Genomic DNA, 11,845 nt, shown 5'->3' on the forward strand with positions numbered 1-11,845 from the left:
GGCGGTCGTCGGTGGCGAGGAGTCGGTCGGGGACAGCGTGGTCGAGCCGATCGTCCTGGTCGACGTCCCCGAGGACTCCACGGCGATCACCGAGGAGACGTTCGGCCCGACCGTCGTGATCAACTCGGTCGTCGATCTGGAGGAGGCCGTCGAGAAGGCCAACGCCAGCAGCTACGGCCTCGGCGGCGCCATCTTCACCGGCAACCGCAAGCGCGGCCTGGCCCTGGCGGAGAAGCTCGACGTGGGCATGGTGTCGGTCAACGCGTTCCTCGCCTTCGCCGGCATCCCCGCCCTGCCGTTCGGGGGGTCGGGAGACTCGGGCTTCGGCCGGATCCACGGCGCGGACGGGCTCCGCGAGTTCGCCCGGCCCAAGGCCATCACCGCGCAGAAGTTCACGGCCCCGCTCAACCTCATGACCATGACCCGCAAGCCGCGCGACGTGAGGATCGTCAAGTGGATGCTCGCCAACGTCCAGGCGAGGATGTGAGGTGAGATGACCGCGACCGCTCCCGGGACGACCCGGGACACGACGACGACGAGGCCGGCCGATGCCGGGCGGCGGACCCTGCCCGGGGTGTTCGGACCGATCCCGTCCGACCTCGTCGTCGACGCCGACACGGAGCACCCGCTCACCGCCGATGTCCCGCTCAAGCCCGGACGCTGGTACTGGCGCGACCTCATCGCGAGTCTGGACCCGGTGGCCGACGCGGCCGAGATCCACCGCATCACCTCCGCCTACGAGTTCCCCTGGGACTACCAGCGGTCGCTGGAGCTGGCGCTGTACCGGACGTACTGCGTCCCGTCGGTCTCGGCGGTGCTGGAGCAGGCCGGCCAGTTCCGCGATCACCCGCAGAAGCGCTACGACGACACCGCGCTGCTCATGGTGGAACTGGTGGAGCACGGTTACGACTCGCCGCGCGGCAAGGAGGCGCTGCGGGTCATCAACCGCCAGCACGCCCGCTATGACATCACCAACGACGACATGCTGTACGTGCTGTCGACGTTCATCTTCGAGCCGCTCGAGTGGGTCGACGCGGTGGGCTGGCGGCGGCTGCACCCCCACGAGCGCCTGGCGGCGTTCACCTTCTACCGCGCGGTGGGCCAACGGATGAAGATCGCGGAGATCCCCGAGGACATGGGCGAGTTCCGGCGGTGGCGGGACGACTACGAGGCCCGGACGTTCCGCTACGACCGGAACAACGAGCTCATCGGGACGTACACCCTGGACCTCATGTGTTCCTGGTACCCCCGGGCGCTGCGGCCGGCCGTACGCCGGGCGGTCCTGTCGCTCGTCGACCAGGACATGTCCCGCGCATTCGGGTTCCCGTGGCAGCCGCCGTCCCGGCGTCGGGCCGCGTATGCGGCGCTGCGGGCCCGGTCCGCCGTGGTGCGGTGGCTCCCGGTGCGTCGCCGGGAGGTGGGGACGCGGGGGACGGAGAACCGGACCTACCCCGGGTATCCGACCGGCTATCGCCCCGCGGACCTGGGCGCGTGTCCCATCCAGCCCCGCGACCGCGCCGGCCAGGGGCCCGAACCGGTGGCCTGAACCTCCGGCCCGGCCGTCAGCCGGGCAGGAGCGGGATCCGCGCGAGTCGGGCGAACCTGGCAGCGGCGGCGGGGTGGAACCCCGTGCCCTGCCCGCCGTCGAGCACCACCGCCAGTGCCGCGTGGACACGGAGGCGGGCGGTGGCCTCGTCGGGCTCCGGGCCGCCCCGCGCCCGGGCGGCCTCGAGGACCAGCCCCGCCCACCGGTCGAGCTGGCCGCGCTGCGCCCGCCGGAGTCGTCGACGGTCGTCGGCGTCCAGGGTGCCGAGTTCGGAGTGGTACAGCATGAGTTCGGGGCCGTGCGAGAACGCGATCTCGACGTACTGGTCGAGCAGGTCGACCAGCGCCTCGGCCGGATCGGAGCCGGGGCTGTGCAGCGCGGCGTGCCGGTCCAACAGCTCCTCGACCAGGGTGGCCGTGCGATCCACCGCGGCGGTGAGCAGCGCGGACTTGCCCGGGAAGTGGCGGTAGAGCGCGGACGCCGCCACGCCCACGTCGGCGCCGATCGCCTCCATCGTCACGTCGTCGTACCCGGAGGTGTGGATCCGCGCGATGGCCGCCTCGATCGCGCCCTCGCGGGTGGCGGCACCCCCGCGCAGGCGCGGGGCCCGGGCCGGGATCACCGGCGGCGCGAGGTTGGTCGCCCCCGCGGCTCCCTGCGTCTCCGGGGTGGACGTCGCGAGGTCGGCCGCGATCGACGTCATCAGCGACACGGCGTCGTCCGCGGAGATCTCGATCCGGTGGTAGCCGAGGGAGGCGATGCACGACAGGATCGCGCCCGCGGCGGACTCGGCGCCCGCGTCGGGACCACCTCGTCGTCGTCCCCGGACGGCCTCGGCGAGCCGGCGGCGCATGCGGGTGTCCGCGGCGACCACCGCGGCGCGATCCTCCGCGGTGAGGTACCGGACCTGCCACCGGTAGAGCGCCGCGCGGGAGCGGTGCGCGAGCGTGGTCCTGGTGATCGAGTCGACCAGGTGGTCCAGGTCGACGGGGCCCGCGGCGGCGGAGTCGAGGTCCGACATGAGGATCGCGACGGCGTCGCGGAAGATCTCGTACTTGCCGGGGACGTGGCGGTAGAGCGCCCCGGGCGTCACCGCGAGGCGCTCGGCGATGTGCTCGACGCGCGTCGCGTGATAGCCCCGGCGGGTGAACTCCTCGGCGGCGATGAGCGCGATCTCCGCACGTCGGGACCCCGGAGGGGGGGCCTCCGGGCGCGGCGCGGGTGGTGCGGGAGGGGAGGGCACGGGGTTTCTGCTCTCGGGAGCGGCGGATCGGGGTGTGATCTTGACAACAGCGGATACAGTGGCGATAGTAAACCTGAATTCACAGATATATGTGATCGAATCCACGTGAATGTCGCAGGCCGGCGGTCGAGCACCCCGGCGTGGGGCGGAAGGGAACACCCACCCATGTCAGTGCCCGAGGCCTACATCTACGACGCGGTGCGCACGCCCCGCGGACGGGGGAAGTCCAGCGGCTCGCTGTACAGCGTCGCCCCGATCGACCTCGCCGTCGGCGTCCTCCGGTCGATCGTCGAGCGCAACAGCGGCCTCGATCCCGCGCAGATCGAGGACGTGGTGATGGGCATCGTCGGTCCGGTCGGGGAGCAGGGCGCGGTCCTGCCCCGGATCGCGGCGATCGCCGCCGGTCTGCCCGAGACGGTGGCCGGCGTGCAGGAGAACCGGTTCTGCGCCTCGGGCCTGGAGGCCGTCAACCTCGCCGCGCAGAAGGTTCGCGCCGGCTGGGAGGACCTGGTCGTGGCGGGCGGCGTGGAGTCCATGTCGCGCGTCCCGATGGGGTCCGACGGCGGCGCGTGGGCGCAGAACCCGCGGGTGAACTACGAGACCTCGTTCGTGCCCCAGGGCATCGGCGCCGACCTCATCGCCACGATGGAGGGCTTCTCCCGGCGGGACGTGGACGAGTTCGCCGCGCGGTCGCAGGAGCTCGCCTCCGCGGCCTGGGACGACGGGCGCTTCGCGCGCTCGGTGGTCCCGGTGGTGGACCTCGCCGGACGCGTCGTCCTCGACCACGACGAGCACATCCGCCGCGGCACGACCGCCGACGACCTCGCCGCCCTCCGGCCCTCGTTCGCCGCGCTCGGCGAGCAGGCCGGGTTCGACGCCGTGGCCCTGCAGAAATACCACTGGGTGGAGAGGATCGAGCACGTCCACCACGCCGGGAACTCCTCCGGGATCGTCGACGGCGCCACCGCGATGCTCATCGGCAACGCCGCGGCCGGGGAGCGCAACGGGCTCACGCCACGCGCCCGCATCGTCTCCGCCGCCGTCGTGGGGTCCGAGCCCACGATCATGCTCACCGGACCGACCCCGGCCGCGCGGAAGGCTCTCGCCAAGGCCGGCCTCACGATTGAGGACATCGACCTGTTCGAGGTCAACGAGGCGTTCGCCGCGGTGCCCATGAAGTTCGCCAAGGACCTCGAGGTGCCGATGGAGAAGATCAACGTCAACGGTGGCTCGATCGCCATGGGACACCCGCTCGGCGCCACCGGCGCGATGATCCTGGGCACCGCCCTGGACGAGTTGGAACGCCGCGACGCCCGCTACGCCCTGGCCACCCTCTGCGTGGGTGCCGGAATGGGCATCGCCACCATCATCGAACGCCTCTAGTCACGCGCCCGGCCGGACCCCCTTCAAGGACGAGAAGACCTCCTATGAGCAGCGAATTCACCAACACCATCCACTACGAGCGCGATGCCGACGGCGTGGTTGTCCTCACGATGGACGACCCCAACCAGAGCGCCAACACCATGAACGCCGACTACCTCCACTCGATGGAGGCGGCGGTCGACCGGCTCGAGTCCGAGTCCGGAGAGATCACCGGCGTCGTCCTCACCTCCGCCAAGAAGACCTTCTTCGCCGGCGGGGACCTCGGCGACATCCTGTCCATCCCCTCGGACGGCGCGGACCTGGCCGTGGAGACCGTCGAGCGCGTCAAGGGGCCGCTGCGGCGGCTCGAGACCCTGGGCAAGCCGGTCGTCGCCGCGATCGCCGGCGCCGCGCTCGGCGGCGGACTCGAGATCGCCCTGGCCACCCACCACCGCGTGGTGGTGGACTCGCCGGCCGTCCAGCTGGGCCTGCCCGAGGTGAGCCTCGGTCTGCTGCCCGGCGGCGGCGGGATCGTCCGCACCGTGCGCATGCTCGGCGTGGCCACCGCGCTCATGGGTGTCCTGCTCGAGGGCAAGCGCATGCGCCCGGCGGCCGCGTTGGAGATGGGCCTGATCGACGAGTTGGTCTCGAGCCCCGACGAGCTGCTGCCGGCGGCCAAGGCGTGGATCGCCGCCAATCCCGAGGCCGCGCAGCCGTGGGACCGCAAGGGTTACCGCATGCCCGGAGGCACCCCGTCGAGCCCGTCGCTCGGCGCCAACCTCCCGGCGTTCCCCGCCATGCTGCGCAAGCAGCTCAAGGGCGCCCCGTACCCCGCGCCGGTGGCGATCATGTCGGCGGCCGTCGAGGGTGCGGGGGTCGACTTCGCCGCGGCCGAGAAGATCGAGGCCCGCTACTTCGCCGGGCTCGCCACGGGCCAGACCGCCAAGAACATGATCCGCGCCTTCTTCTTCGACCTCCAGACGGCCAACGGGCTGGCCAAGGCCCACGGGTCCGCCGACCGCGAGCCGATCACCAAGGTCGTGGTCCTGGGCGCCGGCATGATGGGCGCGGCGATCGCCTTCGTGTGCGCCAAGTCCGGCATGGAGGTGGTCCTCAAGGACATCGACCAGGCCGCCGCCGAGCGGGGCAAGGGGTACTCCGAGAAGCTCGTGGCCAAGACCGTCGCGCGGGCCGCCGAGGGTGAGGCCCGGGACGCCGCGCAGTCCAAGGGCGATGCGCTGCTGGCCCGGATCACCCCGACCACCGACCCCGCGGCCGCCGCGGGGGCGCAGGCCGTGATCGAGGCCGTGTTCGAGGACCCGAAGGTCAAGGAGGCCGTGTTCGCGGAGATCGCGCCGCACATCGCCCCCGACGCCCTGCTGTGCTCCAACACCTCCACCCTGCCCATCACCATGCTCGCAGGCGGCGTGGACCGGCCGGCCGACTTCATCGGGCTGCACTTCTTCTCACCCGTAGACAAGATGCCGCTGGTGGAGATCATCAAGGGTGGCAAGACCTCGGAGGACGCCCTGGGGCGCGCCCTGGCGCTGGTCTCGCGGATCGGCAAGACCCCCATCGTCGTCAACGACTCCCGCGGGTTCTTCACCTCCCGCGTGATCGGCACGTTCACCAGCGAGGGCATGGCCATGCTCGCGGAGGGCGTCCCCGCCTCGACCGTCGAGCAGGCCTCGGCGCAGGCGGGCTACCCGGCGTCGGTGCTCGCGCTCATGGACGAGCTCACGCTCACCCTGCCGCGGAAGATCCGGGACGAGACGCGCGAGGCCGCCAGGGCCGAGGGCCGCGACCTTCCCGACCACCCGGGCAACGCCGTGCTCGACCGCATGATCGACGAGTACGACCGCAAGGGCCGCTCGACCGGCGCCGGGTTCTACGAGTACGACGCCGAGACGGGCAAGCGGACCCGGCTGTGGCCGGGGCTCGCCGACGCGTTCGGCCCCGCCACCGAGATCCCGCTGCAGGACGCGATCGACCGGATGCTCTTCGCCGAGGCGCTCGAGACCGTCAAATGCCTGGACGAGGGCGTGCTGGAGACCACGACCGACGCCAACGTCGGCTCGATCCTCGGCATCGGCTTCCCCGGCTGGACGGGCGGCGTCGCCCGCTACATGGACCAGTACCCCGGCGGTCTGCCCGGGTTCGTGGCCCGCGCCGACGAGCTCGCGGCGACGTACGGCGAGCGCTTCACCCCGCCGGCCTCGCTGCGCGAGAAGGCCGCGTCGGGCGGCACCTACGAGGAGGTCCAGCCGTGATCCGGACCAGGTTCACCGAGGAGTTCGGGGTCCGGCACCCGATCGTTCAGGGCGGCATGATGTGGGTCGGCCGGGCCGAGCTCGCCGCGGCCGTGTCCGAGACCGGGGCGCTGGGCATCATCACCGGGCTCACCCAGCCGACGCCCGAGGACCTGGTCGCCGAGATCGCCCGCTGCCGGGAGCTCACCGACCAGCCGTTCGGGGTCAACCTCACGATCCTGCCGTCCATCACCCCGCCGCCCTACGCGGAGTACCGCCAGGCGATCGTGGAGTCGGGCGTGAAGATCGTCGAGACCGCGGGGTCCAACCCCAAGGACCACCTCCCGGTGTTCCACGCCGCGGGCATCAAGGTGATCCACAAGTGCACCTCGGTGCGGCACGCGCTCAAGGCCGAGCAGCTGGGCGTGGACGCCGTGTCCATCGACGGCTTCGAGTGCGCGGGTCATCCGGGGGAGGACGACGTCCCGGGGCTGGTGCTGATCCCCGCCGCGGCCGCGCGGCTGACGATCCCGATCTTGGCGTCCGGCGGGATCGCCGACGCCCGCGGCCTGGTGGCCGCGCTGGCACTGGGGGCGGACGGGGCCAACATGGGGACCCGGTTCATGTGCACGGCGGAGTCACCGGTCGCGGAGGCGGTCAAGCAGCAGATCGTGGCGAACTCCGAGCTCGACACCACGCTCATCTTCCGCACGCTCCACAACACCGCCCGGGTCGCCGCCAACGCGATCTCGGCGGAGGTGGTGGCCAAGGAGGCCGAGGGTGCCGAGTTCTCGGACATCCAGCACCTCGTCGCCGGCGCGCGGGGCCGAAAGGTCTTCGAGGACGGCGACCTCGACGCGGGAATCTGGTCCGCCGGCCAGTGCCAGGGGCTGATCGACGACGTCCCCACGGTGGCCGAGCTGATCGACCGCATGATGTCCGAGGCGGAGGCGATCATCACCGACCGGCTCGCCGGGATGGTCGCGGCCGCGGAGTCGGTCCGGTGACCGCCTCCGGGCGGGACGCCGTCAGGGTCGAGCGCGACGACCTGGGCGTGGCCACGATCAGCATCAACCGGCCCGAGCGGATGAACGCGCTCGACCATGCGACCGTGACGGCGCTGACCGAGCTCATCACCGAGCACGGCGGCGACCCCGCGACGCGGGTCATCGTGCTCGCCGGCGAGGGCGGCGCCTTCACCACCGGTGCGGACCTGCAGGCCATCGGGGAGTCGGGCGGCGACGCCCCCAGCCCCGACGTCACCATGGACAACGCCGCCGCGCTCGTCCGATCGGTGCTCACCGCGCCGGTGCCGGTGATCGCCGCGGTCAACGGGCCGGCGGCCGGGGTCGGCGTCTCGCTGGCGCTGGCCTCGGACCTCGTGCTCATGGCGGAGGACGCCTACCTGCTGTTCGCCTTCACCAACATCGGGCTCATGCCCGACGGCGGCGCCAGCGTGCTGCTGCCGGCGTCGGTGGGACGATCGATCGCCTCCCGGATGCTGCTGCGCGGGGACGCCGTGTCGGCGGCGGAGGCCCTGGACGTCGGGCTGGTCCTCGAGGTCCTGCCCCCCTCGGAGCTCCGCGCCGCGGCCGCCAAGCTCGCCCGCAGGCTCGCCCGCGGGCCCCGCCGGGCGCTGGAGTTGACCAAGCGAGCCGTCACCGGTGCCACCCTCGCCGAGCTCGACGCCGCGCTCGCCCGCGAGCACGAGGGGCAGTGCGAGCTGTTGGTCTCCCCCGATTTCGCCGAAGGCGTCTCCTCGATCCTCGAGAAGCGCCGCCCCAACTTCTCCTGACCGCCCCGACGAAAGGCCAGTCATGACCACCGCCACCCACGATCCCATCGCCGACCTCCACGCCGCCCGGCGCAACCACTGGAACACGTGGGTGGCCACCCACGCCGAGATGAACCCCGACGGCGAGGCGCTGCGGTACCTCGGCCGGTCGACCAGCTGGTCCCAGCTCCACGAACGCAGCGGGCGCTTCGCCGACGCGCTCGCCCGTCGCGGGGTCGGCACGGGTGACCGGGTCATGCTCATCACGCTCAACAACGCCGAGTTCATCGAGGCGGTGCTGGGCATCAACCGGCTCGGCGCGATCGCGGTGCCGGTGAACTTCCGGCTCACCCCGGGCGAGCTGGCCTACCTCGTGAGCGACTGCACGCCCAAGGTCGTCGTCACCGACGCGATGCTCGCCCCGCTCGTCGGCGCCATCCGGGCCCAGGGCGAGGAGCCGGGCGAGCACATCGTGATCGGCGGCGAGAGCGGGACGGAGGGCCAGACGACCTACGCCGACGCGCTCGCCGAGGAGGGCGCGCCGCACGAGCCGGTCGACGTCCCCGAGGATTCCACCGCGCTGATCATGTACACCTCGGGCACCACGGGCCGCCCCAAGGGCGCGATGCTCTCCTACGAGAACCTCACCGCCCAGTCCCTGACCTGCATCCGGGTCTTCCGCCTGTTCGACGAGGAGGGGCGCGCCCTGTGCGCCGCCCCGATGTTCCACATCGCGGCGCTCGGCTCGATCGCCCCGAGCCTGCAGCTCGGCGGCGTGACCGTGGTCCACCCGCTGCAGGCCTTCGATCCCGCGGCCGTGCTCGACACCCTCGAGGCGGAGAAGATCACCAGCGTCTTCCTGGTCCCCGTGCAGTGGCAGGCCGTCTGCGCGGAGCAGCAGGCCCGCCCGCGGAACCTGGTCCTGCGCAACATCTCCTGGGGTGCGGCCCCGTCCACGGACACGATCCTGCGCGCCATGTCGGAGACCTTCCCTGACGCCCTGAACTGCGCGGTGTTCGGCCAGACCGAGATGAGCCCCATCACTTGCGCGCTCGACGGCGACGACGCGGTTCGCAAGCTCGGCTCGGTCGGCCGGGTCATCCCCACCCTCCAGGCCCGCGTGATCGATGCCTTCGGCGAGCCGGTCGGGCCGGGCGAGGTCGGCGAGATCGTCTACCGCGGCCCCACCACCATGTCCGGGTACTGGAACAAGCCCGCCGAGACCGCGGAGGCGTTCGAGGGCGGCTGGTTCCACTCCGGCGACCTGGTCCGGATGGACGACGAGGGCTTCGTGTACGTGGTGGACCGCAAGAAGGACATGATCATCTCCGGCGGCGAGAACATCTACTGCGCCGAGGTGGAGAACGTGATCGCCGGGCACCCGCGGATCCGCGAGGTCGCCGTGATCGGTCGCCGGGACGAGCAGTGGGGCGAGGTTCCCGTCGCGGTGGTCGCCCAGCACGAGGAGGAGGGGGTCGCCGACCTCTCCCTCGACGAGCTCAGCGGGTGGCTGCGCGACAAGCTTGCCGGCTTCAAGCTGCCCAAGCACCTGGTGCACGTGGAGGAGTTGCCGCGCAACGCCAGCGGCAAGGTGGTCAAGGGCGCGCTCCGCTCGGAACACGGCTCGACGGGCGTCTGACCGGAGGCCCGATGGTCTTCCATCTCCCCGCGGGCCGCGGCCCGGTCGTCGACCTGGCGGGCCAGGTCGGCTCGCTGGTCGGCTACTCGGTGTTCACCCTCGTGAGCTGCGTGCGGACCGTGGTCACGGGCAGGCTCTCGCTCGCGGAGACCCGCGACCAGGCCCTCTTCGTGGCCCGGGTGTGCTCGATTCCGGCGCTGCTGCTCATGCTGCCGGTCGGGGTGCTCGTCGCGGTGTCCGTCGGGGAGTTGGCGGGCCGGCTGGGCGCCGCCGGCTACGCGGGCGCGGTGGTGGCGTTCGTCGTGGTGGGGCAGGCGTCCGCGCTGGTCTGCGCCCTGATGCTGGCCGGGGTGGGCGGGTCGGCCATCTGCGCCGACCTGGGCTCCCGCACGATCCGCGAGGAGGTCGAGGCCATGGAGGTCATGGGGCTCGACGTGATCGAGCGGCTCGTGGTGCCCCGCGTGATCGCCACGGTGCTCGTCTCCCTGGTGATGTGCGCGCTGGTCACGGCGATGGGCGTCGCGGCCTGCCTGCTCTATCAGGTGTACGGGCAGGGGGAGTCGGCCGGCGCGTTCCTGTCCACCCTCAGCGCCTACGGCCGGCCGTCGGACCTGTGGATGGCGATGCTCAAGTCGGTCGCGTTCGCCGTGGTCTCCGCGCTGATCGCCACGTTCAAGGGCCTGCACGCCAGCGGCGGGTCGAGCGGCGTGGCGGACGCGGTCAACGAGACGGTCGTCCTGGCGTTCGTCACCGTGTTCGTGATCAACACCGCGCTGTCGGCGGTCTACGGGCTGGTCGTGCCCTCGGTCGGGAAGTTCTGAGGTGATCTCGCTCCGGGAGACCTCTCTCCGGGCGACCACCGGTCTGGCGGAGGTCGGACGCCACGTGACGTTCGCGGGCAGGGTGCTGGCGACGCTGCCCACCGCGCTGGTGCGCTACCGCAGGCAGGTGGTCAAGGAGGTCGTCGACGTGGGCTTCGGCTCCACCTCCCTCATCGCCGGCGGCGGCACCATCGGGATCGTCCTGGCGATGTCGGCGGTCGCGGCGATCATGGTGGGCGTCGAGACCTACCGCGGGCTCGACCTCATCGGCATGACGACCCTGTCCGGGATGCTCTCCGCCATGGCCAACACCCGCGAGCTCGCCCCGGTCGTCGCGTCCATCGCCCTGGCGGCCAAGGTGGGCACCGGCTTCACCGCGCGCCTGGGGTCGATGCGGATCTCCGACGAGATCGACGCCCTGGACGCGATGTCCGTCCCGACCGTCCCCTACCTGGCGGGCACCCGGGTGATCGCCACGATGATCTGCATCGTGCCGCTGTACGCGGTCGGGCTGGTGGCGACGTACATCGCCACCCGCGTGGTGGTGGTGCACGTCAACGGCGGGTCCGCGGGGACGTACGACCACTTCTTCCACATCACCCTGGGGCCGGAGGACGTCCTCTACTCGCTGATCAAGGCGGTGGTGTTCGCCCTGGTGATCGTGCTGGTCCACTGCAGCTACGGCTACCACGCCACCGGCGGCCCGGAGGGCGTCGGGCGTGCGGCCGGCCGCGCGCTGCGCACCAGCATCCTCCTGATCGGGTTCATCGACATCGTGCTCACCTTCGCGCTCTGGGGCCTGGTGCCCGAGGTGCCGGCGCTGGGGATCACGTGAGGCGGCGGGTGGCGGGTCCCACCCCCGAGCGGACCCTGGCGGTCCGGGGCGCGGTGGCCGCGCTCGTGGCCGTGGTGGTGGCGGTGGTCCTCGTCGCCCGGGGCGCGGGTCTGCTCGACGCGGGGGCCACGGTGACCGCGGTGCTGCCCGCCCAGGCGGGTCGGGTCCCCGTCCACGCCCCCGTCCACCACCTCGGCGTCAAGGTGGGGGAGGTGCGGTCGTCGGTGTCGGGCGTGTCGGGCGACGACGACGAGCCGGGCACCCGGATCGAGATGCTCATCGACCCGGAGCACGCCTCGCGCATCCCCTCGGGCGTCGTGGTCCGGGCCGTCCCGCGGACGCTGTTCGGCGACGTCCGCCTGGACCTGGTGAGCCG

At 72.1% G+C, this 11,845-nt stretch carries 11 protein-coding genes; 10 read left to right on the top strand and 1 reads right to left on the bottom strand.

Going from position 1 to position 11,845, the window contains the following annotated elements:
• Both B4M60_RS00985 and B4M60_RS00990 read left to right on the top strand, forming a co-directional pair.
• A partial coding sequence (locus B4M60_RS00985) for an aldehyde dehydrogenase family protein (protein ID WP_291079495.1) occupies positions 1-487 on the top strand: 487 nt, incomplete at its 5' end.
• A 6-nt stretch (positions 488-493) separates the two neighbouring features.
• Positions 494-1,546, top strand: coding sequence for an oxygenase MpaB family protein (locus B4M60_RS00990; protein ID WP_291079496.1), 1,053 nt, complete (start codon positions 494-496; stop codon positions 1,544-1,546).
• A 16-nt stretch (positions 1,547-1,562) separates the two neighbouring features.
• Here B4M60_RS00990 and B4M60_RS00995 read toward each other — a convergent pair whose 3' ends face one another.
• Positions 1,563-2,789 (bottom strand): TetR/AcrR family transcriptional regulator, encoded by a 1,227-nt coding sequence (locus tag B4M60_RS00995; protein ID WP_291079497.1) that lies wholly within the window; start codon positions 2,787-2,789, stop codon positions 1,563-1,565.
• A 165-nt stretch (positions 2,790-2,954) separates the two neighbouring features.
• Here B4M60_RS00995 and B4M60_RS01000 point away from each other — a divergent pair, with 165 nt between their 5' ends.
• From B4M60_RS01000 to B4M60_RS01035, 8 genes are all read left to right on the top strand, one after another.
• The gene (locus tag B4M60_RS01000; protein ID WP_291079498.1) at positions 2,955-4,172 is read left to right on the top strand and encodes an acetyl-CoA C-acetyltransferase; all 1,218 of its coding nucleotides are present in this window, start codon (positions 2,955-2,957) and stop codon (positions 4,170-4,172) included.
• Positions 4,173-4,216: 44 nt separating this feature from the next.
• Positions 4,217-6,421 carry a 3-hydroxyacyl-CoA dehydrogenase NAD-binding domain-containing protein gene (locus tag B4M60_RS01005; protein ID WP_291079499.1) on the top strand — a complete coding sequence of 735 codons (2,205 nt, stop codon included), beginning with the start codon at positions 4,217-4,219 and terminating at the stop codon, positions 6,419-6,421.
• On the top strand, positions 6,421-7,407 hold the full coding sequence (locus tag B4M60_RS01010) for an NAD(P)H-dependent flavin oxidoreductase (RefSeq protein ID WP_291079507.1): 987 nt from the start codon (positions 6,421-6,423) through the stop codon (positions 7,405-7,407). Before B4M60_RS01005 ends, B4M60_RS01010 begins: the two co-directional genes overlap by 1 nt.
• Positions 7,404-8,195: an enoyl-CoA hydratase gene (locus B4M60_RS01015; protein ID WP_291079500.1), complete on the top strand. Its 792-nt coding sequence runs from the start codon at positions 7,404-7,406 to the stop codon at positions 8,193-8,195. Before B4M60_RS01010 ends, B4M60_RS01015 begins: the two co-directional genes overlap by 4 nt.
• Before the next feature lie 22 nt (positions 8,196-8,217).
• Positions 8,218-9,813, top strand: coding sequence for a fatty-acid--CoA ligase FadD5 (fadD5, locus tag B4M60_RS01020; RefSeq protein ID WP_291079501.1), 1,596 nt, complete (start codon positions 8,218-8,220; stop codon positions 9,811-9,813).
• An 11-nt stretch (positions 9,814-9,824) separates the two neighbouring features.
• Positions 9,825-10,634, top strand: coding sequence for an MlaE family ABC transporter permease (locus B4M60_RS01025; protein WP_291079502.1), 810 nt, complete (start codon positions 9,825-9,827; stop codon positions 10,632-10,634).
• A gap of 1 nt (position 10,635) precedes the next feature.
• Positions 10,636-11,469: an MlaE family ABC transporter permease gene (locus B4M60_RS01030; protein WP_291079503.1), complete on the top strand. Its 834-nt coding sequence runs from the start codon at positions 10,636-10,638 to the stop codon at positions 11,467-11,469.
• A gap of 8 nt (positions 11,470-11,477) precedes the next feature.
• The coding region (locus tag B4M60_RS01035) for an MlaD family protein (RefSeq protein ID WP_291079504.1) at positions 11,478-11,845 on the top strand (368 nt) is incomplete at its 3' end.

The organism is Dietzia sp. UBA5065 (assembly GCA_002415925.1).
Classification (GTDB): domain Bacteria; phylum Actinomycetota; class Actinomycetes; order Mycobacteriales; family Mycobacteriaceae; genus Dietzia.

Excerpts from the sequence above, each read along its gene's own strand:
- B4M60_RS01005 (WP_291079499.1), top strand. The coding sequence starts at position 4,217 with ATGAGCAGCGAATTCACCAACACCATCCACTACGAGCGCGATGCCGAC.
- B4M60_RS01025 (WP_291079502.1), top strand. The coding sequence starts at position 9,825 with ATGGTCTTCCATCTCCCCGCGGGCCGCGGCCCGGTCGTCGACCTGGCG.
- fadD5 (WP_291079501.1), top strand. The coding sequence starts at position 8,218 with ATGACCACCGCCACCCACGATCCCATCGCCGACCTCCACGCCGCCCGG.
- B4M60_RS01000 (WP_291079498.1), top strand. The coding sequence starts at position 2,955 with ATGTCAGTGCCCGAGGCCTACATCTACGACGCGGTGCGCACGCCCCGC.
- B4M60_RS00990 (WP_291079496.1), top strand. The coding sequence starts at position 494 with ATGACCGCGACCGCTCCCGGGACGACCCGGGACACGACGACGACGAGG.